The sequence below is a fragment of the Photobacterium indicum genome, from assembly GCF_003026215.1.
Lineage (GTDB): Bacteria > Pseudomonadota > Gammaproteobacteria > Enterobacterales > Vibrionaceae > Photobacterium > Photobacterium indicum.
Genome location: NZ_PYOC01000020.1, coordinates 19,442 through 42,635 on the forward strand (window position 1 = coordinate 19,442; position 23,194 = coordinate 42,635).

Below are 23,194 nucleotides of genomic sequence, written 5' to 3' on the forward strand. Positions count from 1 at the left end.
ATTATCTACATATAACCATTGCACAAAGTAAGCCATTATTTGAGTCAGAACATAATTCATTGTATTTCAACATGATACAAAAAAGCGTAACCTCTCATTAAGATTACGCTTTCTAAACTTGGTCAAAATAGCCATTTGTTATGGTTAATATTGCCAACCTTTAATCAGTCTGAATAATACTAATATTAGTTATACATCTAGATCATGGGGAACTTTGTCTAACGCGTGTTGCACGACCTCAATTCCAGAGCCTGATTTATGCGCATTCTCACTGATATAACGACGCCATTGACGTCCACCAGGTATACCTTGGAAAAGCCCAAGCATATGACGGGTAATATGGCCCAGTTTAGAGCCATTCGCCAACTGGCGTTCAATATAAGGAAACATTGCTTCTGCAGCCTCACGACGTTTAATAATTGGCTTTGAACTGCCAAATAAACGTTGATCGACTTCTGCCATCAAATACGGATTTTGATAAGCCTCGCGACCCACCATTACCCCGTCCATGTGCTTTAAATGCTCTTCCATCTCATCAAACGTCTTAATGCCACCATTAATCGCCATGATAATATTTGGGAAGTCACGTTTTAATTGATAAACACGCGGGTAATCAAGCGGTGGGATCTCACGGTTCTCTTTCGGGCTAAGCCCTTTGAGCCACGCTTTACGCGCATGTACCGTAAAATTATCACAGCCACTCTTCTCGTTGACGGTACCAATGAAATCAACCAAGAACTGATAAGAATCCTGCTCATCAATACCAATTCGAGTTTTAACGGTAACAGGAATATCAACCACTTCACGCATTGATGAAACACATAAAGCCACCAGATCTGCTTCACCCATTAGGCAAGCTCCAAACCGTCCATTCTGAACACGATCTGATGGGCAACCTACATTCAGGTTAATTTCATCATAGCCACGTTCTTGAGCTAGTTTCGCACAGTGCGCTAAATCAACAGGGTTTGAACCACCCAATTGTAATGCGACAGGATTCTCTTCTTCATTAAACGTCAGAAAATCGCCTTTACCATGAATAATTGCCCCTGTTGTAACCATCTCGGTATAAAGCAAAGCATTTTCACTTAATAGACGATGGAAATAACGACAATGACGATCAGTCCAATCGAGCATGGGTGCAACGGAAAAACGCTGCATTGGATAACCAGAATTATCTTGCGTTTTTATTTCATCATTTTGGTTATTCAATAAAGCATCAGTGACCATTGTCATACCTTCATTCTAAGTAGAGCTATAAATACAAAATATTGCCAATAGGCTTTTCAATACTTCAAAAAGTAAAAAGCACAGTGTTTATTAGCAAGGTGCGCTAGTTTACGCGATTTATTAACGAAGCCCAAGATAGAAACTAAAACCAGATAACAACCAATCCACCTCCCCCATTAAAAACTGTAAAGGCGGATATACTCATACATCACCTCACGTTTTATTTCAAAGGGTTAAAATTAACATTGTTACTCAACCTTCTCGCCATTCTTTACAAACCCTTCCCGAATACACTTACGTTATAAAGGTCTATTACAAGCCGGTGACATTCTAGAAAAACGCTATTAATCTGCATATCACGTTATTTTTATTGAATACATACGGTAGCGTGATCAAACTCGCGAAATATTCTCCTGATTGTTCTAGAATTTAGAGACCAGACATACGTTTATCGAATGCTGTGATAAACTGTCTGACTTATCGCTGTTTTCTGAGGTTTTAATGGCTAATCAAACGCAACTGCTGAATAAAGCACAACAGCTTTGCGAACAACGAGGAGTTAGACTTACACCTCAACGGTTAAAAGTTCTTGAGTTAATTATTGAGCACCACAGTTCAATAAGCGCTTATGAGTTATTAGATTTACTTAAAGTAACCGAGCCTCAAGCAAAGCCACCAACAATATATCGCGCGCTTGATTTTTTATTAGCTCAAGGGTTCGTTCATAAAGTTGAATCCACTAATAGCTATATTGCTTGTTGTGTACTTGGGCACGCCGATCATTGTTCGCAATTATTGATTTGTGATGAATGCGGCTATGTAGAAGAATCTCATGATGATGATTTAGCAAAATTATTACGCCAAAAATCAGAAAAATACGGCTTCAAAATTAATCATCATGTAGTAGAAAGCCACGGTATTTGCCGTAAGTGTCAAAGCAGCAAATAATATTTTAAATTTTCATAGGCACAATACGTAATTATGCGAGCAGAATTCGTAAACCCTTTCTTAGCATCACTTTTGAATGTTCTGAAAACCATGGCGTCAATGGAATTGGCCCCACAAAAGCCACGCATTAAAAAAGATGAAGTGGCACGCGGTGATGTATCAGGTTTAATTGGTTTAATTGGTCCACAAACGAAAGGATCAATGTCGATTACCTTTGATGAAAACCTCGCTTTAGAAATCATGCAGCGCATGCTAGGTGAGCGCCCGAATGGTATCAACGAAGAAGTCACTGATATGGTTGGTGAAATTACCAACATGGTAACGGGCGGGGCTAAACGTATTTTAGCCGATAAAGGGTATAACTTTGAAATGGCAACCCCTGCAGTAGTCTCAGGGCGAGGTCATACAATTACCCATAAGACGGATGGTGTCATCATCATCATGCCTTTCAATTCTGAATACGGTAAAGCGTTCATCGAAATCTGTTTTGATTAACCCTACTTCACCATTGAAACAAAGCCATAACTATCAGATAAAAAAAACACCGCCAATGCGGTGTTCTTATTTCTAACAACTATTTCACAACGTGAACTTATTTACGCCATTGTTTGAACGCGTTAATAAGACCATTCGTTGAGCTATCATGGCCAGTAATGCTGTCTGCATTATTTAGTTCAGGTAGAATTTGGTTAGCTAGCTGCTTACCTAATTCAACACCCCACTGATCAAAACTAAAGATATTCCAGATAACACCTTGCGTGAAGATCTTTTGCTCATACAGAGCCATTAAAGAACCCAATACTTTCGGCGTTACTTGTTTAATCAAGATAGAGTTAGTTGGACGGTTGCCGTCAAAAACTTTAAACGGTACTAAGTCTTTCACTTCATCTAAAGTTTTACCTGCAGCAACAAACTCAGCTTCCACTTGCTCTTTTGTTTTACCAAATGCCAATGCTTCAGTTTGTGCAAAGAAGTTAGCCATTAGTTTCGGATGGTGATCCGTTAATGGGTTATGGCTAATCGATGGTGCAATGAAATCACATGGAATTAACTTTGTTCCTTGGTGAATCAACTGATAGAAAGCATGCTGACCATTTGTACCTGGTTCACCCCAAATAATAGGACCCGTTTGGTAATCAACAGGGTTGCCACCACGGTCTACACACTTACCGTTTGATTCCATGTTTCCTTGCTGGAAGTAAGCAGCAAAACGGTGTAAATATTGATCGTATGGCAGAATAGCTTCAGATTCAGCACCGTGGAAGTTGTTGTACCAAATACCGATTAGCGCCAGAATCACTGGTAGGTTTTCTTCTAACGGTGCTTGTGCAAAGTGCAGATCCATTTCATGAGCACCATCTAATAGCTCAACAAAATTGTCGAAGCCAATAGATAAACAAATAGATAGACCGATAGCTGAGCATAGTGAATAACGACCACCAACCCAATCCCAGAATTCAAACATATTGTCTGTATCGATACCAAACTCAGATACTGAGCCTGCATTGGTTGAAAGCGCAGCAAAATGCTTCGCGACATGTGCTTGATCTTGAGCTGTTGCTAAGAACCAATCACGTGCAGAGTGTGCATTCGTCATTGTTTCTTGTGTTGTGAACGTTTTTGATGCAATCAAGAATAACGTTGTTTCTGGGTTCAAATCTTTCAGTGTTTCTGCGATATGCGTACCGTCAACGTTTGATACAAAGTGCATGTTCAAACGCGTTTTATAAGGTACTAATGCTTCAGAAACCATGTAAGGGCCAAGATCTGAACCACCGATACCGATATTAACAACATCGGTAATTTCTTGGCCTGTATAACCTTTCCAATCACCGTCAACGATGCGTGCAGTGAAGGCTTTCATCTTCTCTAGTACAGCGTTAACTTTAGGCATAACGTCTTCACCATCAACAACGACTGATGTATTGCTACGATTACGTAATGCAGAGTGAAGAACAGCACGATCTTCAGTTTTATTAATCTTTTCACCACTGAACATTTCGGCAATAGCCGCTTTTAGTTCAGTTTGCTCAGCTAATGCAAATAGCTTCGTCAGCGTTTCTTCTGTGATAAGGTTTTTAGAGTAATCAAGCAGAATATCTGAGCCGAATGTTGCAGAAAACTTAGCAAAACGCTCGCTGTCGTTAGCAAACAAGTCGCTTAATTGTAGATCTTGCGCATCTTCATAGTGTGCAGTCAGATCTTTCCAAGCTTGAGTATGCGTTGGGTTGATGTTTTTCAACATGGTGAAGTTCCTGATATTTTTAGTTGTACAATCCATCGAGCATTTCGAATCAAATCACTCAATGGATCCCCGATATTCGAATGTTGTTGTGGCGCATACAGTCTGTTTATCAGACTTTTTTGTAATTTTACAACTTATGACAGATTATGACGTGAAGACACATCTACCTTCATTGAGTCAGGTCACGAAAACCAAGAGTAAATAATAGACGTTATTATTACTTCTTGTTCCAGTAACATCTCTGATTGCAACAGAGCTTCAATCAAGACGCAAGAATTAATGTGGTTTCAAAAGGCAACACCAGCTAAAAGTGTAACCCTCGTCCCTATCTAATAACCGATGAAATTGAACAACAAATTACAGAGATACACCAGTTTTATGTTGGTTTAGTACATATTTTCATTCAACAAACATCCACGCGTCTTACCTACATATCGATGAGGAAGAGTGTGTGTAAGCCCGGCAACAATTAAAACGGCTGGTTAATCATTACGCGAAACATATTATCTTCACTACCCCACGCGATTTCAGTACGAACAACCACACCTTCAACTTGGAAACGAATCGCACCACCGGCGCTCCATTTCATATCTTTATGTAACTCAACTAAATTATATTCATCCGCAACACGGCCGATATCAACGAAAGCCACCCACTGCCACCATGGTACGTCATACCAATCAAAAACGGGCCAGTCACCTAAGGGTTGCCAGTCAGGCAAGACTCGATATTCCATGCTGTAACTCAATGCTGAACGATCAACATAACGACCGCCTTGGAAGCTACGTAAACGATATAGACCACCTAGCCGAGTACCTGCATATTCTGGCGGGCGATTATATTCATCTTTGCCATTGATATTTTGGGTATTATTCCAACTAGGGGTATCGCCGGTATAAACATTAAAAGCAAAGACTTGTTGATCAATAAGATCTTTAAATGCACCTAAATCCCAAAACCAGCTTTGGCTCAGTTCCCATCTCCACCACTCCGGACTATCAGTATCACCGGGGGAATAGGTTACAGAAAACTGGCTACGGCTACCTTCTGTAGGATTACGGGTATTATTACGGTTATCCCAATCAAAACGTGTTTCAAGCCCCCACACACTGGTCGGCTCTTCAAAGCCTATATCACTAGCTGTAGAATCGGTAAACTCTCGACTTTGATAAAATGGCCGAAATTCTAATGACGATACCCCACTCGTCCATGGGCTGCTTCCTGTCAGAGTACGTGCTGGCTTAATCGCAGCCATGAAACCCTCAGATTCCCCCGCTCCAAACGGTAAAATATAGCGAGCAGTCAAACGGTATTGGGCTTCTTTACCATCAGCAATAATGGCATCGTCTTGAGAAGAATCATTCAATGTGCCGTCACCCACATAATAATCAGCCTGATTAAAATCAGCAGCGTACAGCTCAGCACCAAATAACCATCGACTATCTTGTGACAACACATAATTGTTCGCAGCAAGAAAGGTTATCCACGAATTTTTATCGGTAATAACACCCACACCAAGCAATGATGCCTGAGGCTGCCCAGCACTTTTAATCAAGCCTGCCGCACCAACCGCGAACCCTAAAGAGTCACTGGAAAAAGCAAACGGAACGGCCGCAAAATCAGGGGGATATTTTTTTTGATGCTCATCAGATAAAACTGATGCTGAATGCAATAAAGCCGTAGCAAGGGCTACGGCTTTAATTTTTTTATAGAAATTCAAATTAATCTGTTCTTCACTTTGCGATTATAAATAGGTCATATCAACTCGTGATGTTAGCTTGGTCACTAACTCGTACGCGATTGTGCCAATATGCTCAGCGACAACTTCTGCAGGTAAACCATTGCCCCACAAAACCGCTTCATCACCGACTTTATCTTGCGCATTAGGCCCAAGATCGACAGTCAGCATGTCCATAGACACACGCCCAGCCATGGGTACGATACGACCATTAACTAAAACTGGGGTGCCATTCGGCGCTGTACGTGGGTAGCCATCACCGTAACCAATCGCAATTACGCCGACTTTTGTATCGCGCTCACTGGTCCATATGCCGCCATAACCGACTTGCTCACCTGCTTTCACATCACGAACTGCAATTAAGCTAGAGGTTAGTGTCATTACCGGCTGCAGGTTAAATGCTTCAGCTGAACGGTCTGGTTCAATAAATGGAGAGACACCATACATAATAATGCCAGGACGAATCCATTCAAGCTGGCTATCAGGCCAAGCCAGTATTCCCGCCGAAGCAGCCAAAGAACGCTCGCCACTGCAGCCTTCCGTTAACGATAGGAAGGTATTAATTTGTTGGTTAGTGACATTACTCGTCAGATCATCAGCACAACCAAAGTGACTCATATATCGCAATGGTTTAGCGACATTATCGCAGGCATGTAAGCGTTGTACAAAATCATCGAGTTGCTCAGGGCGCACACCTAAGCGATGCATTCCCGTATCAATCTTCAACCAAACAACCGCTTGGTTGTCTAATTCAGCCGATTCTAGCGCCTCTAGTTGCTCGATTGAATGGACGACAGTATGAATATTATTCGTAACGATAATAGGTAAATCAGATGCGCCATAAAAACCTTCTAATAATAAGATAGGTTTAACGACCCCCCCTGCACGTAACGTTAATGCTTCTTCAATACGAGCAACACCAAATGCATCAGCATCAGGTAAACTTTTTGCTACATGTAACAAGCCATGTCCGTATCCATTCGCTTTCACTACGGCTAATAATTTACTATTCGGTGCCTGTAAATGCAGTTGTCGAATGTTATGTGTTAGCGCGTCGGTATTGATATAAGCTGTCGCCGCTTTCATCGTTAATTCCTAATTCCTAATTCTAAGATCATTCTTCATCGAATGCAGGTCCTGCATAATTATCAAAGCGCGAGTATTGACCTTGGAACGTTAAGCGAACAGAGCCAATAGGACCATTACGCTGCTTACCAATGATAATTTCTGCAATGCCTTTTAATGCACTTTCTTCGTTATACACTTCGTCACGATAAATAAACATAATCAAATCGGCATCTTGCTCGATCGCACCAGATTCACGTAAGTCAGAGTTAATAGGGCGTTTATCAGCACGCTGCTCCAACGATCGGTTAAGCTGCGAAAGGGCAACAACAGGAACATTCAATTCCTTCGCCAATGCTTTAAGAGAGCGTGAAATTTCAGATATTTCTAAAGTACGATTATCTTGCATGCCAGGCACGCGCATTAGCTGAAGGTAATCGATCATGATCATGCTTAACCCGCCGTGGTCACGAGCAATACGACGCGCCCGTGAACGCAATTCGGTTGGTGTTAAGCCCGAGCTATCATCAATGAACATATTCTTCTTCTCCATCAGAATACCCATTGTTGATGAGATACGCGCCCAATCTTCATCATCAAGCTGACCGGTACGAATTTTCGTTTGATCAACACGAGATAATGACGCCAACATACGCATCATGATTTGTTCTGAGGGCATTTCCAATGAAAAGATAAGCACCGGCTTTTCTTGGTCCATTGCTGCGTTTTCACATAAATTCATCGCAAACGTGGTTTTACCCATAGATGGACGTGCCGCAACAATGATTAAATCTGAACCCTGCAGGCCTGCGGTTTTCTTATTGAGATCACTAAAACCAGTCGATACACCTGTAACACCATCTTGTGGCGTTTGGTATAGCAGTTCAATTCGCTCTAAGGTTTTTTCCAGAATGGTATCAACACTCTGTGGACCTTCATTATCATTGGTGCGCTGCTCTGCAATCGCAAAAACTTTACTTTCTGCCATGTCGAGCAAGTCTTCACTGGTACGCCCTTGCGGATCATACCCGGCATCAGCAATATCATTCGCCACACCAATCATGTCTCGAATTAATGCTCGCTCACGAACAATCTCGGCGTATGCTGCAATGTTTGCCGCTGAAGGCGTATTTTTAGCTAATTCTGCAAGGTAAGCAAAACCACCCACATCTTCTAATTTATCTGCACGCTCTAAATGTTCAGACAACGTAATAAGATCGAGGGGCTGCCCGCCCTCAAGTAACGCTGCTGTAGCTTCAAAAATAATACGATGAGGACGACTATAAAAGTCTTTTGAGACAACCTTCTCCGCAACGCGATCCCACTTTTCATTGTCCAACATTAAACCGCCCAGCACAGACTGCTCGGCTTCTAATGAATGTGGAGGCATTTTGATTGCATCCATCTGGGTATCTTTATATTTTTTCGGTTTACTATTATCAGCCATAATGATCGCGCGGTTACCTGAAACGAAGCCTGTTAGTATACCTTATTCATGTCATCTCTACGCATATCTCGTACAGGATAAATAGAAAGATGCCTTTTTGTTGATAAGATGATTATGACGCTTTTTCTGCGAGCAAGATGTATCCCTTTGCTATTCTTGACCAAAAGCTGACAATTTTAAGGTAAACTGCCCGCCAGCATTTATACCGACACGCTATTTAAATAACACTCGAGCAACGGAGGACACTTGGCAAGATACTTACTCGCTTTACTACTGCTTGCCAGTTCTCACGCTTATGCTGATGATGACGATACGCCAAACCTCCCCCCTTCACCGCTATCTACGGAGATAGAGCTTGGTTACCAATCATTGTCGGGTAATTCAGACTCACAATCGTTGAACACGCGGCTTGGACTTACGTATGTAAAAAACCAATTCCGTCACTCAGGTGAAGCAAAGTACTTATTAGTCAATAAAGATGGCGAAGAAGACAAACGTAAAGGTTCGTTAGAATTACAGTCAGATATGAAAATTAATGAGCGTGCCTATCTATTGGGTAATGCTAATTATGTTGACGATCGCTATGGGCCGTACTTTATCGATTTTACCTTAGCAACAGGTATGGGTTATCAGCTCTTTCGTCGCGAAACCGTCTTGATGGAAGTGGAAGCAGGCCCAGGCTACCGGCACCAAGAACCGAACCTGGACGAGATTGATTCCGATGACATCATTGTGCCAGATACGGTCGACGAACTTATTATCAGGGCAAGTACCAAAGTAACGTGGAAGCCGGTTAAAAATATGGAGTTGGATCTACGACTAACAGGCATAGCGGGTAACAGTAACAGTACGTTAGAAAGTGAAATAAATCTGACCAGCTCTGTGACCGAACACATTGCGATAAAGATTAGCAGTTCACAAAAATATAATAGTTGGGTGCCCGATGGTTTGAAAAAGAGAGATTCAACCATGACGGTCAATTTACTGTTTAAGATTTAGCGCGTCGATTTCAGGGAAGAAGTTCTGTCGAACCCGCTAGATTCAGTTATGAATGGCATATTACAGATACAAAAAAACCAGCCCAAAGGCTGGTTTTTTTATTAACACTAAAAACTATTACTCTGCAGCAACAATTGTTAGGTTAACTTTAGCGAATACGTCAGAGTTTAGCTGAATGCTAACTTCGTATTCGCCAGTGTTACGTAGCGCGCCTTCAGGTAGACGAACTTCGCTCTTCACTACTGCTTCGCCTGCCGCTGTAATAGCGTCAGCGATATCGCGAGTACCGATAGAACCGAATAGTTTACCTTCGTCACCTGCTTTAGATGCGATAACGATCGCTTCTAGAGCAGCTAATTTTTCTGCACGAGCTTCAGAAGCAGCTAGTTGCTCAGCAACTTTAGCTTCTAGTTCTGCACGGCGAGTTTCGAACATTTCAACGTTAGCTTTAGTAGCCATAACAACTTTACCCTGTGGGATAAGGAAGTTACGAGCGTAACCAGACTTAACGTTTACTTGATCGCCTAGGCTACCTAGGTTACCGATTTTATCAAGTAGAATAACTTGCATTATCTTGTCCTCTTTATAAGTCTAAAAACTACTACGCTTACAGATGCTTATCTGTGTACGGTAGAAGTGCTAGGTAACGAGAACGCTTGATAGCGCGAGCTAGCTGACGTTGGTATTTAGCACGAGTACCAGTGATACGGCTCGGTACAATTTTACCAGCTTCAGTAATGTAGTTTTTTAGAGTAACTACGTCTTTGTAGTCGATCTCTTGTACGTCTTCTGCAGTGAAACGACAGAATTTACGACGACGGAAGAAACGTGCCATGGGCTAATCTCCTGAACAAATTATTTCAATGTGGTCGGCATGCAACACTAATTTACCTATGCCATTACGGCCGGTTTGGTATGAGATAAATCCCGCTACCTTAGTGTGAATACCAACGGCTAAATCTTGAGTGAGAACTTGTAGACCTTTACCACTGATTACTACGTTGATGTAACAATACACCTGTCGAGGTAAATCAGCTTCCCGTTGGTAGGAGCGATGCTCAAGCACAAAGTGACAATGAGGCACACCTGCCGGGGACTGGCTTCGTTTGGGGTCTTTGGCGATAACGCCAGATAACTCCAGACGATTGGTCATATTACAAATTACTCAGCTGCAGCTTCGTCTTCAGCTTTTGCTGGAGCTTCTGCACGTGGCGCTTCTGAACGGTCAGAACGCTCTTCGCGGTCGTCACGCTTAGTGAAACGCTCTTCTTTAGCCTTCATCATTGGAGATGGCTCAGTTACAGCGTTTTTCGCACGCATGATCATGTTACGGATCACAGCATCGTTGAAACGGAAAGTCGTTTCAAGCTCGTCAACTACAGACTGCTCAGCTTCGATGTTCATAAGAACATAGTGTGCTTTGTGCAGTTTGTTGATTGGGTAAGCCATTTGACGGCGGCCCCAATCTTCTAGACGGTGAATTTGACCACCAGAATCTTTGATTGAACCAGTGTAACGTTCGATCATGCCAGCAACCTGTTCGCTTTGATCAGGGTGCACCATGAATACGATTTCGTAATGACGCATTGGTTGCTCCTTACGGATTAATCAGCTTCCAGATTTGGCTCGGTTAACCAGAGGAAGCAAGGAACTAAAAAAAGAACCGAGAATTTGGACACCGAATAGTATAGAGAATACCCAATTGAAGCAAGAGCTTTTAGGTATTAATCCCAGTAAAAATGAAAATAAAAAAGGGCAGTGAAAATCACAGCCCTTTTATGTACTTCATAATGTCGCTATCTAGCTAAAATAAAAGGCTAAATCTGACGTTGACGTACAGCTTCAAATAAACAGATACCTGTCGCGACAGACACATTAAGACTTGAAACAGAGCCAGCCATTGGGATCTTGATTAAGTCGTCACATGTTTCACGCGTCAGACGACGCATTCCCTCACCTTCAGCACCCATAACAATGGCTAGTGGCCCTGTTAGTTTACTGTGGTAAATATCATGCGTTGCTTCACCAGCAGTACCGACAATCCACACACCTTTGTCTTGTAGTGCACGCATGGTACGCGCCAAGTTCGTTACACGTACCAGAGGCATCACTTCAGCAGCACCACAAGCGACTTTACTTGCGGTTGCAGTCAGCTGTGCTGCACGGTCTTTAGGAATAATTACCGCAGCGGCACCAGCAGCATCAGCATTACGTAAACAAGCACCTAGGTTATGAGGATCAGTTACGCCATCTAAAATCAATAACAGCGGATTTTCAGAGCCTTCTAAGATGGCATCTAAATCGTGTTCATTCAGCTGTTTTGCAGGCTTAACACGAGCAATAATACCTTGATGAGATGCGCCTTTAGCTTTGTCGTCTAATGCTTTACGACCTGCTTGCTGAATAGTAATACCTAAGTCTTTCAATTCAGTAAGTAGCGGCATTAAGCGATCATCTTGACGATCTTTTAGCACAAATACTTCGATTAAACGTACCGGGTCTGTCGCTAAAACAGCTTTTACGGCATGAATACCGAAAATCATGTCATTACTCATTAATTAGCCTTCTTCTCTAACCGTTCTTTTTTACCAGCACGCTGTTTCTTTCGTGCCTTGCTTGATTTCTTCACTTTACGCTTAGGGTCGTTCGCTTTCTTTGACTTTGGATCCCCCGTAGCAGGACCTTTATCACCCTCAGCCAATGGTACAGCACCTTCTTTCAGCTTTTGGCGCACCGATGAGCGTACTCTCTTTGATTTCGAACGATGTGCCGTTTTTGCTTCACCATCTTCAACAATGAACGCTTTCTTAACTGGGTTCCCGCCGAATGAGCGCATACCTTCTGCTTTACGCATTCGCTGTTGTTTTTTCTTTGCTGTTTTACCTTCACCACGCGGTTTGCGGTTACTACCAGCAATATCAAAATCAATCTGGCGATCATTCAAGTTAATGGCAGCAACCTTCACCTGAACCGTGTCGCCTAAACGGTATACCAGACCAGAACTGTCACCAATCAATCGCTGACCAATCGCATCATATTGGTAGTAATCATTCGCTAGATTCGAGATGTGCACCAAGCCATCAATGTTCAGCTCTTTTAAACGAACAAAGAAGCCAAAGCCTGTTACATTCGCAATCACACCTTCGAATTCATCGCCGATATGGTCTTGCATGTACTCACATTTCAGCCAATCAGCCACATCGCGTGTTGCATCATCTGCACGACGCTCTGTCATTGAACATTGTTCGCCGATTTTATCAATATCATCGAATGAGTAATGATAACCGCCAGTTGGTGTCACACGATCTTCGTTCTTACCTTCATTTTTCGCAATTAAGTACTTAATTGCGCGGTGTAAGGTTAAATCAGGGTAACGACGAATTGGCGACGTAAAGTGCGCGTATTGCTTCAGTGCTAAACCGAAGTGGCCGATATTATCTGCTTGATACAAAGCTTGCTTCATAGAACGAAGTAGCATAGTTTGAATCAATTCTTTGTCAGGGCGATCATGAATTAGCGTCGCCAATGCCGCATAATCACGCGGTGTAGGCTCAAGGCCACCTGATAGATGCAGGCTCAACTCACCCAAGAAATCACGGAAACCCTGTAAGCGTTCTTCGCCAGGAACATCGTGTGCACGATACAATGCAGGCTCTTTGGCTTTTTCAACAAAACGCGCTGATGCAATGTTGGCTAAAATCATACATTCTTCGATGATTTTATGTGCTTCGTTACGCTCTGCAGGCACAATGCGGTCTATCTTACGATCTGCATTGAAAATAAACTGCGTTTCGATTGTTTCAAACTCAATCGCACCACGCTCTTCACGTGATTTTTTCAGCACTTTATACATGCCAAAGAGTTCTTCTAAATGAGGAACTAATGGCGCATAACGTTCGCGTAACTCTTCATCACCATCCAACATTTTACTCACTTTCGTGTAAGTAAGACGAGCATGAGAATTCATTACCGCTTCGTAATGCTTATAACCTGACAGGTTACCTGAATCAGAAATAGTCATTTCACAAACCATACACAAGCGATCGACTTGTGGGTTCAGTGAACATAAACCATTCGACAATACTTCAGGTAACATCGGGATCACTTCGGAAGGGAAATAAACCGAGTTACCACGTTTAGTTGCTTCGTTATCTAATGCTGAAGCAGGGCGAACGTAATGGCTTACGTCAGCAATGGCTACCCATAAACGCCAGCCACCTGACTTTTTACGCTCACAAAAAACAGCATCATCAAAGTCACGGGCATCTTCACCATCAATCGTAACTAATGGTAAATCACGTAAATCAACGCGTCCTGCTTTCGCTTCTTCAGGTACTTCTTCGCCTAGCCCCTGAATTTGCTTAGTGACTTCAGATGGCCATTCGTTTGGAATATCATGGGTACGTAGGGCAATTTCGATTTCCATACCCGGCGCCATGTTTTCGCCCAACACTTCGACGACTTTACCTACCGCGTTATGCTGACGAGTGGCACGTTGATTGATTTCAACCACCACAACATTTCCCATACGAGCACCCATGCGGAAGTCGTTCGGGATCACGATATCTTGCGAAATGCGGGAATCGTCAGGCACCACGTAACCCATGCTGTCTTCAATGAAGAAGCGACCCACAATTTGCTTGGTACTTTCTTGTAAAATACGAACAACACGACCTTCACGACGTCCACGTTTATCAACACCTGACACTTGCGCCAAAATGTAATCACCGTGAATCACACCACGCATTTGGTGGCTAGGCAGCATGAGGTCTTCTTTGTTTCCTACACCTTCAGGGCGCACGAAACCAAAGCCATCACGATGACCAATAACATGACCTTTAATGAGGTCGAGACGCTCAGGTAAGGCGTAACACTGACGACGGGTAAAAATAAGTTGACCATCACGTTCCATCGCACGTAAGCGACGGCGTAAACCTTCGTAATGATCATCCCCTTCTAGCTTTAATTCAGTAAATAACTGATCACGGCTAACAGGAGTAGAAAAGCCACGAATCACTTCAAGTAGAAGTTCACGGCTTGGAATTGGGTTTTCGTAATTTGATGCTTCGCGATCGCGGAAAGGATCGACCGGTAAATCGGTTGTACCTTTGGACATAAGCTGATCCATGTTGGCAAAATATACGTTAGGTATACTCAAACCATAGGTGAACAGACGGGAGCAAAGCAAAAAACTTTACTCCACTAATAAGATGGGAAGTTATTGTTATATGCGTTATTCCGTTACAGGACGATCGAGCAATACAAGTAACGGTGGATTATTATCAATTAAGCTTAGCAAAGTATGTTTATCAAGCTCAGCTAAAAACGCACTTCTTGCTGATGCCAAAATTCCTTTTAGTTGGCAAGCTGGCGTAATATGACAAAAGTCTTCACTGCAATTAACGATCTGCAGTGGTTCAGTTGCACGCACAACATCGCCCAGAACAATTCGGTTAGCAGGCATTCCTAAACGAATACCACCGTTTTTTCCTCGCACAGTATCCACATAGCCAAGTTGACCTAATTTATTAATGATCTTAACCATGTGGTTACGGGATACACCATAAACTTCAGTCACTTTACTAATACTGGTTAATTCGCCCTCAGGCAAAGTCGCAAGGTATATCAAGGCACGAAGGCCATAGTCTGTAAAACTGGTTAACTGCACAATAACTCCTCTTTCGCCCATTTTAATCTTGTTATTGACTAAAAGATACAGATCAGATACAACTTATAAGGTGCATTATAAATATAACTTTAAGAGAAAGTCATGATAAGTCAACAAACTATTGATATTGTTAAAGCAACAGCACCTGTTGTCGCTGAAACAGGCCCAAAGCTAACCGCGCACTTTTATGAACGTATGTTTAGCCATAACCCTGAACTCAAAGATATTTTTAACATGAGTAATCAGCGTAACGGTGATCAACGTGAAGCATTATTTAATGCAATTTGCGCTTATGCGAACAACATCGACAATCTAGCAGCCTTATTGCCTGCTGTTGAAAAAATTGCTCATAAACACACAAGTTTCATGATTACAGCTGAACAATACCAAATTGTTGGCGGTCATTTACTGGCAACAATTGATGAATTGTTGTCACCAGGACAAGAAGTATTAGACGCTTGGGGTGAAGCATACGGCGTGCTTGCCAACGTATTCATTACTCGTGAAGAAGCGATCTATCAAGAAAAGGAAGGAAAAACGGGTGGCTGGCGTGGAACGCGTGAATTTACATTAATCGAAAAAACACAAGAAAGTGATGTTATTACCAGCTTCACTTTCAAGCCAACAGATGGCGGTACGGTTTCAAACTTTAAACCGGGACAATACCTAGGTATCTACCTCACTCCTGACGCTTTTGAATTTCAGGAAATACGTCAATACAGCTTATCGTCTGCGCCACGTACCGATAACTACCGAATCTCGGTTAAGCGTGAAGAAGGCGGTAAAGTCTCTAATTACCTGCACAATGAACTCACTGTTGGTGATACCGTACAACTTGCCGCACCTGCAGGCGATTTCTTTTTAGATGTATCGGCAACTACACCCGTTACACTAATTTCAGCTGGTGTAGGTTTAACACCAACATTATCAATGTTAGATGCGCTAACAGAACATCAAGCATCGGTGCATTGGTTGCACGCAACTGAAAATAGTCGTCACCACGCCTTTAAAGATTATGTAAATACACTTGCAGATAAGTACGATCATATTAGTGCAACAATCTGGTATCGTGAACCACTAGCCACAGATCGTCCAGCTGAAGATTTCGATTACCAAGGCATGATTGATTTGAATGCTGTTGCACCGCAATTAATTGACCCTGCAATGCATTATTACTTCTGTGGCCCAGTTGGTTTCATGCAGCATGTTGCAAAACAGCTTATCGAGCTCGGTGTGCAGGAAGACAATATTCACTACGAATGCTTTGGTCCACATAAAGTACTATAAAAGATACTGTGGAAACATGCTGAAGCTGCTCACTGATTCAGTATGTGCGATAAAAGCGAAGTGTCATAGTTCAAAAGCGTAGCCAATGGTTACGCTTTTTTTATTGCGACATAGAATGGAATTAGAAGCAGGGAGCCTTGCAAGAAGATAAATATTTACCAAAAAGTATCACGACGTTTTGCTCGTGCAATAATATTTTCAGGCATCCGGCGTTCAAGCCCCATACGTAACTGGGCAATTTTTCGATGCGAGCTCTTACTGGCAGTCACTGTGTTATACAACCAGCGGTATGCATCTTCAAAATCCAGTGGGCTGCCGTAATTATTCAATAATAACTCAGCGAGTTGAATGCGGGCATCAACATTTCCCATTGCAGCCGCTTCGCGTAAGTATGGGATAGCCCGTTCACGATCTTGTTGGACTAACGTGCCTTTTGCATAATAACGACCAAGCTGTTCCAGTGCAGCAGGTGAACCTTGATGCGCAGCAGACTGCATGTAATATACGCCTAACTCAACGTCACGCTCAACACAAACGCCCCAAGCCAACATATCGCCATACAAGAACTGGTAAGAGGGGGACTCTACGCGTTTCGCCCGTGCTTCAATATCTTGCACCAACTGGCAATCATCTGCTTTTAGCTGCTGCAGATGGGCATTACTTTCAAACAACTTAATCAATTGAGAGTCAGTATAAACAGGTACAGCATCACCTACATCTTCCAATGCATATACAGGTGTAACTACCAGTAATGTCGAAAATAATAAGTGGCGCAGGTTCATCAACGAATCTCTCTTAAGCCGTAAATAGCTTATCGACCATACCATTTCAGACTTTAGAGAAAAGCGATAAAAAGCGGCAACTTTTTGCCACTCAAAAAATAGACTAGAGGGTAACATCAAATGGCAGGCAATAAAAAGCCAACCTTTCGGTTGGCTTTCATCAAACATTATCAATTACCTTATAGGTAATTATTCACCGTATGGGTGAACCTTGATAATAGTTTCATTACGATCTGGACCAGTCGAAATGATATCGATTGGTACACCCGTTAATTCTTCAATACGAGCAATATAATTTAATGCTGCTTGTGGAAGCGCGTCAAGTGTCTTTGCACCAAACGTGGTTTCAGACCAACCAGGCATTGTTTCGTAAATTAGCTCTAGGTTCTCGTAAGCATCAGCCGCCATTGGAGAAACACTTAAAGTTTTACCGTCTTGAGTTTTGTAACCAGTACAAATCTTGATCTCTTTTAAGCCATCCATTACGTCTAGCTTAGTTAGGCAGAAACCAGAGATTGAGTTGATCTGTACTGCACGGCGCATAGCCACTGCATCAAACCAACCAGTACGACGTAGACGACCAGTCGTTGCGCCAAACTCGTTACCAACTGTACCTAGGTGCTTACCTACTGGGTCTTGTTTCTCTAGACCATCGTATAGCTCAGTCGGGAATGGACCCGCACCTACACGTGTGCAGTATGCTTTCGCGATACCTAGGATGTAACCTAGGTGACGAGGACCAAAACCAGAACCTGCAGCAACACCACCAGCAGTCGTGTTAGAAGACGTTACGTATGGGTAAGTACCGTGGTCGATATCTAGAAGCGTACCTTGTGCACCTTCAAACATGATCTTGTCGCCACGTAGACGCGCATCATCAAGTTCTTTAGTTACATCGATAACCATCGAAGTTAGTAGGTCAGCTTGCGCCATCACACCGGCAAGAACTTCTTCATAGCTTACTGGTTCAGCATTGTAGTAATGCTCAATTTGGAAGTTATGGTAAGCCATTACTTCTTTAAGCTTCTCAGCAAATGCTTCTTTATCGAATAGATCGCCAACGCGTAGACCACGACGAGCAACTTTATCTTCGTACGCAGGACCGATACCACGACCCGTTGTACCAATTGCTTTTTTACCACGAGCAAGCTCACGCGCTTGATCAAGTGCGATGTGATACGGAAGAATTAGCGGACAAGCTTCTGAAAGGAATAGACGTTCACGAACAGGGATACCACGCTCTTCTAGCGGGCCCATTTCTTTCATTAACGCGTCTGGAGAAAGAACAACACCGTTACCAATAATACATTTAACGTTGTTACGCAGAATGCCTGATGGGATCAGGTGCAAGACAGTTTTTTCACCGTCAATGACTAGGGTGTGACCTGCATTGTGTCCGCCTTGGTAGCGAACCACATATTTTGCATCTTCGGTTAATAGGTCTACTATCTTACCTTTACCTTCGTCACCCCATTGGGTGCCAAGAACGACTACATTATTTGCCATCTTCTTCGTCTATCTGTAGTTAAAAAAGGATTCTAGCACCTTACTGTACGCCTTGCAGTCATTTTTTAACGGTAAGGAATATTTCAGCAAGAAGGGCATCACGAATATATACTTGCCCGATTTACATGCTGCGATACATCATGTAAGCAATAACACTGCCAGTAACAACAAGGCACCCGCCAATGCGGCGTAAGTTGTTATCATTCTGTTGGCTTAACTGGCTCACCATATCTCGCCATCCCTTAGGCGCAAGCAGTGGACCTAACCCCTCAACAATTAAGACTAATCCTAGTGCCATCCAAATCGTATTCGACATATTCTATTTCTCGCAATAACACCGTGGCATTGTTGCCACAAAAAAAAAGACAAGGCTAATGCCTTGTCTTCTTATCTATCATTAACCGCGTATTAATTTACGCCGTTCGACTCTTTCATGTACTTAAAGAACTCTGTATTCGGATCGACGATCAGAATATCGCTCTTAGAACTAAAGCTCTTCTCATACGCTTTTAGTGAACGTAAGAAGTTATAGAACTCTGGATCTTGATTAAATGCATCAGCATAAATCTTAGCAACAGTTGCGTCTGCACTACCACGAAGCACTCGTGCTTCACGATCCGCTTCAGCAAGAACTTTAGCAACTTCAAGTTCAGATTGAGCACGGATTACTTCAGCTTTCTCTCGACCTTGAGCGCGGTGTTTACGTGCAACAGACTCACGTTCAGCACGCATACGGCGATAGATAGATTCACTGATTTCATCCGGAAGGTTGATTTTCTTCATACGAAAATCAATTACTTCAACACCCAAGTCTTTCATTGCACTTACTTTTGTTTCAGCAAGTACATCAGCCATGATTTGATCACGCTGACCTTCCACTTCTTTACGAGGTGCAACTTCAGCAATAATCTCATTCACAACCGCTTCTGCTGCAGCTGGTTCTTCTGCAACTTCAACGGCAGATTTACGCTCTGGACCTGAGACGATTTGCTTGATTTCTTTCGAACCAATTTCAGCACGAAGATTATCAACAACTTTACGCTTTAATAGTGCTTCAGCAGTCGACTTATCACCACCACCTGTTGTTAGGTAATACTGACCAAAATCACTGATACGCCACTTTACGTAAGTATCGATGATTACATCTTTTTTCTCTGCTGTTACAAAACGGTCTGCTTGGTCATCCATTGTCTGTATACGTGCATCAAGTGTACGTACGCGGTCAAATAATGGCACTTTAAAATGTAGACCAGGCTCGTAAATACGAGCAACTTCAGTATTGTTGTCTTTCAAGATACGACCAAAACGTACCACAATACCGCGCTCACCTTCATTCACTACGAATAAAGACATTAGTAACAGAGCGATAAAGATGACAACCACTGGGATCATTAATTTACGCATGATTAATATCTCCCTTGACGGCCGGTATCAGAACGTGGAGACGTCGATACAGGAGTTGGGCTTTCAACCTTTTCAAGCTCGATACCATATGAACTGCTTGATGTACCGGTCTTACTCTTAGTTTCACCAGATTGATTCATTAGTTTATCAAGCGGTAGATACAACAAATTACCATTCGACTTAGAGTCAATCATCACTTTGCTAGTATTGCTGTAAACACGCTCCATCGTCTCAAGGTACAGACGGTTGCGCGTCACTTCTTTAGCAACTTCATACTCTGGCAATAATTTCTCAAATTGAGCCACTTCACCTAGAGCACCATTGATGGTTTTCTCAGAGTAACCTTGTGCTTCTTTCTTCAAACGCTCTGAACGACCCGTTGCTTTCGGCAAAATATCATTGCTGTAAGCTTCGGCTTCACGAACAAAACGCTCTTCATCTTCTCGTGCTGCAATCGCATCATCAAAAGCATCTTGTACTTCTGATGGTGGACGTGCTGACTGGAAGTTCACATCAACAACAAGGATACCCATGTCGTAGCCTTGAATGATCTTCTCAATCGCTTCTTGAGTATTCGCACGAATAGCCTGACGACCTGTTGTTAAGGCCTCATCCATCGACGAATCACCAATAACGGCACGCAATGCAGAATCTGTTGCTTGGCGTAAACTATCATCAGCGTTCGTTACGCTGAATAGGTAGTTTTGCGCTTCAGAAACACGGTATTGCACATCCATTTCAACTTTCAATACGTTTTCATCTTTGGTTAGCATTAAACCAGAGCTGCGTAGTGAACGAATTGCTTGAACGTTTACCGGTGTAACTTCATCAACAAATGTTGGCTTCCAGTTAAGGCCAGGATCAACCATTTCATAAAACTTACCAAAACGTAATACTACGCCTCGTTCAGCTTCACCAATGGTGTAAAAACCTGAAAAACCCCAAACTGCAGTAGCCAGCACTGCAACCACCCCTAAACCAATAGCGCTGCCACCAGTTGAAGGACCTTTTTTATTTCCATTCCCAAAAATACCACCAAGTTTACGACTTAGTTTTGAAAAAACCTCGTCTAGGTCTGGTGGTCCTTGCTCACGTCCGCCGCGATTCTTATTACCCCAAGGGTCTTTATCACGGCCGTCGTTGTTACCAGGCTCATTCCACGCCATTATAGAACTCCATCAATATGATATGACGACAGTTTTAATCCATTAAGCAACGATAAAGTCATCTAACAAATTACTTTCTTTTTTTTGTAACCGTGACCAATCAGCCAACGGTAATCGAATATCAACCATTAGGCATCCATCAGATTCATACTCTTCACGCAAAATACAGCCAAGCTGATAAAACTTACTTCGATATCGACCAGCATTCTCAGGCGGTAAACGCAAAGTATGTTTTACCATGGTGCCAGAAAGACGTTCAGTTAACGCTTGGAACAATAGGTCTATACCTATACCTTCCATTGCAGATACCCAAACACAACGGGGAAGCCCGTCTTCATCTCTTTCTATGCGAGGTTCAGCACCTTCCAAGCAGTCAATTTTATTCATGACTATCAAGCGAGGTACATCACCAGCATCGATTTCATCTAGCACTAAATGAACTGCGTCCATGTTTTCACGGAAACGCTCATCACTGGCATCAACCACATGAAGCAACAACGTCGCTTCTTGGGTTTCTTTCAGTGTTGCTTTAAATGCAGCCACTAAATCGTGGGGTAAGTGACGAATAAATCCTACTGTATCAGCCAGAATTGAAGTTCCCACATCAGCTACATCTATTTTACGTAATGTAGGATCCAGTGTTGCAAACAGCTGATCGGCTGCGTACACCCCTGCATCTGTAATGCGATTAAACAAAGTGGATTTACCAGCATTGGTATAACCAACCAGAGAAATAGTAGGAATTTCAGCACGGTTTCGTGCTCGTCGTCCCTGCTCTCGCTGTTTTGACACTTTATCTAATCTACGTAAAATTGTCTTAATGCGATCACGCAGTAAGCGGCGATCCGTTTCCAGCTGAGTTTCACCCGGGCCTCGAAGACCAATACCACCTTTTTGACGCTCAAGGTGGGTCCAGCCTCGAATTAATCGAGTTGAAATATGACGTAACTGAGCAAGTTCCACTTGAAGTTTACCTTCGTGGGTACGTGCACGCTGGGCAAAGATATCAAGGATCAAACCTGTTCTATCTATCACCCTACATTGACACAATTGCTCAAGATTACGCTCTTGCGCTGGAGATAGGGAGTGGTTAAATATGACAATTTCGGCTTCTTCAGCACGAACTGCATCGGCAATTTCTTGCGCTTTACCTTCTCCCACATAGTACTTAGGGTGGGGAGTTTTTCGGCTACCAGTGACAACACGTAGCGTATTCACTCCCGCAGAGGAGACCAGCATTTCACATTCGCTTAGATCTTCCCATTCCCCGTCTTGCGTGAAGTTGATATGAACAAGAATCGCCTGTTCACCGGCTTCATAACGGTCAAACAAGCAATCAACTCCTTACTTTGAATAAAATATTATTCTTCTGTTTTTTCTGGGGTAGCTGGACGATCGCTCGCATGGTGATGATTCACCGGACGAGCTGGAACAACTGTAGAAATTGCATGCTTATAAACCATCTGGTTAACAGTGTTTTTAAGCAGGATCACAAACTGATCAAATGATTCAATCTGGCCTTGAAGTTTAATGCCGTTCACCAGGTAAATTGAGACCGGTATTCTTTCACGACGCAGCGCATTCAAAAACGGGTCTTGTAGAGATTGCCCCTTAGCCATTCTTTTTTTCCTTATTTATTTATTTATTTGTAGTTGTAATTAGCAACGAACACAAACTAAAAAATACGCAAAACAATTCAGAGTATACAC

General features: G+C 42.7%; 23 protein-coding genes. 4 read left to right on the top strand and 19 right to left on the bottom strand.

Translation table 11 applies throughout. The features are described 5' to 3' along the window. Positions 1–189: 189 nt before the first annotated feature. Positions 190–1,230, bottom strand: coding sequence for a tRNA dihydrouridine(20/20a) synthase DusA (gene dusA / locus C9J47_RS26260; RefSeq protein WP_107256927.1), 1,041 nt, complete (start codon positions 1,228–1,230; stop codon positions 190–192). Between the two features lie 501 nt (positions 1,231–1,731). Here dusA and zur point away from each other — a divergent pair. Both zur and C9J47_RS26270 read left to right on the top strand, forming a co-directional pair. Beyond that, on the top strand, positions 1,732–2,178 hold the full coding sequence (zur, locus tag C9J47_RS26265; protein ID WP_107256929.1) for a zinc uptake transcriptional repressor Zur: 447 nt from the start codon (positions 1,732–1,734) through the stop codon (positions 2,176–2,178). Between the two features lie 33 nt (positions 2,179–2,211). Then, the gene (locus C9J47_RS26270; protein ID WP_107245159.1) at positions 2,212–2,673 is read left to right on the top strand and encodes a chemotaxis protein CheX; all 462 of its coding nucleotides are present in this window, start codon (positions 2,212–2,214) and stop codon (positions 2,671–2,673) included. Positions 2,674–2,770: 97 nt separating this feature from the next. On the opposite strand, the gene pgi is transcribed toward C9J47_RS26270, so the two are convergent. The 4 genes from pgi to C9J47_RS26290 form a co-directional block, all read right to left on the bottom strand. Next, complete coding sequence (gene pgi, locus C9J47_RS26275) at positions 2,771–4,423, bottom strand: glucose-6-phosphate isomerase (RefSeq protein WP_107256931.1); 1,653 nt, start codon at positions 4,421–4,423, stop codon at positions 2,771–2,773. A gap of 469 nt (positions 4,424–4,892) precedes the next feature. After that, the gene (locus tag C9J47_RS26280; protein ID WP_107256933.1) at positions 4,893–6,143 is read right to left on the bottom strand and encodes a BamA/TamA family outer membrane protein; all 1,251 of its coding nucleotides are present in this window, start codon (positions 6,141–6,143) and stop codon (positions 4,893–4,895) included. 24 nt (positions 6,144–6,167) lie between these two features. Further along, positions 6,168–7,247, bottom strand: coding sequence for an alanine racemase (gene alr / locus C9J47_RS26285; protein ID WP_107256935.1), 1,080 nt, complete (start codon positions 7,245–7,247; stop codon positions 6,168–6,170). A gap of 28 nt (positions 7,248–7,275) precedes the next feature. After that, positions 7,276–8,673, bottom strand: a complete 1,398-nt coding sequence (locus C9J47_RS26290) for a replicative DNA helicase (protein WP_006233795.1) — start codon at positions 8,671–8,673, stop codon at positions 7,276–7,278. Positions 8,674–8,919: 246 nt separating this feature from the next. Between C9J47_RS26290 and C9J47_RS26295 the strand changes: the two genes are divergently transcribed. After that, positions 8,920–9,672 (top strand): DUF481 domain-containing protein, encoded by a 753-nt coding sequence (locus C9J47_RS26295; protein WP_107256937.1) that lies wholly within the window; start codon positions 8,920–8,922, stop codon positions 9,670–9,672. A gap of 117 nt (positions 9,673–9,789) precedes the next feature. On the opposite strand, the gene rplI is transcribed toward C9J47_RS26295, so the two are convergent. The 7 genes from rplI to nsrR all read right to left on the bottom strand — a co-directional run bounded on the left by rplI (position 9,790) and on the right by nsrR (position 15,340). After that, positions 9,790–10,242 carry a 50S ribosomal protein L9 gene (gene rplI, locus C9J47_RS26300; RefSeq protein WP_006233797.1) on the bottom strand — a complete coding sequence of 151 codons (453 nt, stop codon included), beginning with the start codon at positions 10,240–10,242 and terminating at the stop codon, positions 9,790–9,792. A 37-nt stretch (positions 10,243–10,279) separates the two neighbouring features. Continuing rightward, positions 10,280–10,507, bottom strand: coding sequence for a 30S ribosomal protein S18 (gene rpsR, locus C9J47_RS26305; protein WP_006233798.1), 228 nt, complete (start codon positions 10,505–10,507; stop codon positions 10,280–10,282). A 3-nt stretch (positions 10,508–10,510) separates the two neighbouring features. Beyond that, positions 10,511–10,825: a primosomal replication protein N gene (gene priB, locus C9J47_RS26310; protein ID WP_107256939.1), complete on the bottom strand. Its 315-nt coding sequence runs from the start codon at positions 10,823–10,825 to the stop codon at positions 10,511–10,513. A gap of 8 nt (positions 10,826–10,833) precedes the next feature. Continuing rightward, the gene (gene rpsF / locus C9J47_RS26315) at positions 10,834–11,259 is read right to left on the bottom strand and encodes a 30S ribosomal protein S6 (RefSeq protein WP_107256941.1); all 426 of its coding nucleotides are present in this window, start codon (positions 11,257–11,259) and stop codon (positions 10,834–10,836) included. A gap of 230 nt (positions 11,260–11,489) precedes the next feature. Next, a complete protein-coding gene (rlmB, locus tag C9J47_RS26320) occupies positions 11,490–12,227 on the bottom strand; it encodes a 23S rRNA (guanosine(2251)-2'-O)-methyltransferase RlmB (protein WP_006233801.1) in 738 nt (245 codons plus the stop codon). Beyond that, positions 12,227–14,788, bottom strand: coding sequence for a ribonuclease R (gene rnr / locus C9J47_RS26325; protein WP_107256943.1), 2,562 nt, complete (start codon positions 14,786–14,788; stop codon positions 12,227–12,229). The genes rlmB and rnr overlap by 1 nt, the downstream gene beginning before the upstream one ends. Before the next feature lie 117 nt (positions 14,789–14,905). Then, complete coding sequence (gene nsrR / locus C9J47_RS26330; protein ID WP_107256945.1) at positions 14,906–15,340, bottom strand: nitric oxide-sensing transcriptional repressor NsrR; 435 nt, start codon at positions 15,338–15,340, stop codon at positions 14,906–14,908. Between the two features lie 102 nt (positions 15,341–15,442). Here nsrR and hmpA point away from each other — a divergent pair, with 102 nt between their 5' ends. Next, on the top strand, positions 15,443–16,627 hold the full coding sequence (hmpA, locus tag C9J47_RS26335) for an NO-inducible flavohemoprotein (RefSeq protein WP_107256947.1): 1,185 nt from the start codon (positions 15,443–15,445) through the stop codon (positions 16,625–16,627). Between the two features lie 155 nt (positions 16,628–16,782). Here the strand turns inward: hmpA and motX are convergent, their stop codons facing one another. The 7 genes from motX to hfq all read right to left on the bottom strand — a co-directional run bounded on the left by motX (position 16,783) and on the right by hfq (position 23,104). Next, positions 16,783–17,409, bottom strand: a complete 627-nt coding sequence (gene motX / locus C9J47_RS26340; protein ID WP_107256969.1) for a flagellar protein MotX — start codon at positions 17,407–17,409, stop codon at positions 16,783–16,785. 189 nt (positions 17,410–17,598) lie between these two features. Beyond that, positions 17,599–18,915, bottom strand: a complete 1,317-nt coding sequence (locus C9J47_RS26345) for an adenylosuccinate synthase (RefSeq protein WP_107256949.1) — start codon at positions 18,913–18,915, stop codon at positions 17,599–17,601. A gap of 121 nt (positions 18,916–19,036) precedes the next feature. Further along, the gene (locus C9J47_RS26350) at positions 19,037–19,231 is read right to left on the bottom strand and encodes a DUF2065 domain-containing protein (RefSeq protein ID WP_006233807.1); all 195 of its coding nucleotides are present in this window, start codon (positions 19,229–19,231) and stop codon (positions 19,037–19,039) included. A 92-nt stretch (positions 19,232–19,323) separates the two neighbouring features. After that, positions 19,324–20,319, bottom strand: coding sequence for a protease modulator HflC (gene hflC, locus C9J47_RS26355; RefSeq protein ID WP_107256951.1), 996 nt, complete (start codon positions 20,317–20,319; stop codon positions 19,324–19,326). 2 nt (positions 20,320–20,321) lie between these two features. Next, positions 20,322–21,485 (bottom strand): FtsH protease activity modulator HflK, encoded by a 1,164-nt coding sequence (hflK, locus tag C9J47_RS26360; RefSeq protein WP_107256954.1) that lies wholly within the window; start codon positions 21,483–21,485, stop codon positions 20,322–20,324. 42 nt (positions 21,486–21,527) lie between these two features. Further along, positions 21,528–22,817, bottom strand: a complete 1,290-nt coding sequence (hflX, locus tag C9J47_RS26365; RefSeq protein WP_107256956.1) for a ribosome rescue GTPase HflX — start codon at positions 22,815–22,817, stop codon at positions 21,528–21,530. Between the two features lie 29 nt (positions 22,818–22,846). Further along, the gene (hfq, locus tag C9J47_RS26370) at positions 22,847–23,104 is read right to left on the bottom strand and encodes an RNA chaperone Hfq (protein WP_107256958.1); all 258 of its coding nucleotides are present in this window, start codon (positions 23,102–23,104) and stop codon (positions 22,847–22,849) included. Between the last annotated feature and the right edge of the window lie 90 nt (positions 23,105–23,194).

What these genes read in the sequence shown, in the direction of transcription:
- hflK (WP_107256954.1), bottom strand. Translation starts at nt 21,485, where the DNA reads ATGGCGTGGAATGAGCCTGGTAACAACGACGGCCGTGATAAAGACCCT.
- priB (WP_107256939.1), bottom strand. Translation starts at nt 10,825, where the DNA reads ATGACCAATCGTCTGGAGTTATCTGGCGTTATCGCCAAAGACCCCAAA.
- rpsF (WP_107256941.1), bottom strand. Translation starts at nt 11,259, where the DNA reads ATGCGTCATTACGAAATCGTATTCATGGTGCACCCTGATCAAAGCGAA.
- alr (WP_107256935.1), bottom strand. Translation starts at nt 7,247, where the DNA reads ATGAAAGCGGCGACAGCTTATATCAATACCGACGCGCTAACACATAAC.
- rpsR (WP_006233798.1), bottom strand. Translation starts at nt 10,507, where the DNA reads ATGGCACGTTTCTTCCGTCGTCGTAAATTCTGTCGTTTCACTGCAGAA.
- rnr (WP_107256943.1), bottom strand. Translation starts at nt 14,788, where the DNA reads ATGTCCAAAGGTACAACCGATTTACCGGTCGATCCTTTCCGCGATCGC.
- pgi (WP_107256931.1), bottom strand. Translation starts at nt 4,423, where the DNA reads ATGTTGAAAAACATCAACCCAACGCATACTCAAGCTTGGAAAGATCTG.
- hmpA (WP_107256947.1), top strand. Translation starts at nt 15,443, where the DNA reads ATGATAAGTCAACAAACTATTGATATTGTTAAAGCAACAGCACCTGTT.
- motX (WP_107256969.1), bottom strand. Translation starts at nt 17,409, where the DNA reads ATGAACCTGCGCCACTTATTATTTTCGACATTACTGGTAGTTACACCT.
- rlmB (WP_006233801.1), bottom strand. Translation starts at nt 12,227, where the DNA reads ATGAGTAATGACATGATTTTCGGTATTCATGCCGTAAAAGCTGTTTTA.
- C9J47_RS26270 (WP_107245159.1), top strand. Translation starts at nt 2,212, where the DNA reads ATGCGAGCAGAATTCGTAAACCCTTTCTTAGCATCACTTTTGAATGTT.
- zur (WP_107256929.1), top strand. Translation starts at nt 1,732, where the DNA reads ATGGCTAATCAAACGCAACTGCTGAATAAAGCACAACAGCTTTGCGAA.
- C9J47_RS26350 (WP_006233807.1), bottom strand. Translation starts at nt 19,231, where the DNA reads ATGTCGAATACGATTTGGATGGCACTAGGATTAGTCTTAATTGTTGAG.
- C9J47_RS26345 (WP_107256949.1), bottom strand. Translation starts at nt 18,915, where the DNA reads ATGGCAAATAATGTAGTCGTTCTTGGCACCCAATGGGGTGACGAAGGT.
- hfq (WP_107256958.1), bottom strand. Translation starts at nt 23,104, where the DNA reads ATGGCTAAGGGGCAATCTCTACAAGACCCGTTTTTGAATGCGCTGCGT.
- C9J47_RS26290 (WP_006233795.1), bottom strand. Translation starts at nt 8,673, where the DNA reads ATGGCTGATAATAGTAAACCGAAAAAATATAAAGATACCCAGATGGAT.
- dusA (WP_107256927.1), bottom strand. Translation starts at nt 1,230, where the DNA reads ATGGTCACTGATGCTTTATTGAATAACCAAAATGATGAAATAAAAACG.
- rplI (WP_006233797.1), bottom strand. Translation starts at nt 10,242, where the DNA reads ATGCAAGTTATTCTACTTGATAAAATCGGTAACCTAGGTAGCCTAGGC.
- hflC (WP_107256951.1), bottom strand. Translation starts at nt 20,319, where the DNA reads ATGCGTAAATTAATGATCCCAGTGGTTGTCATCTTTATCGCTCTGTTA.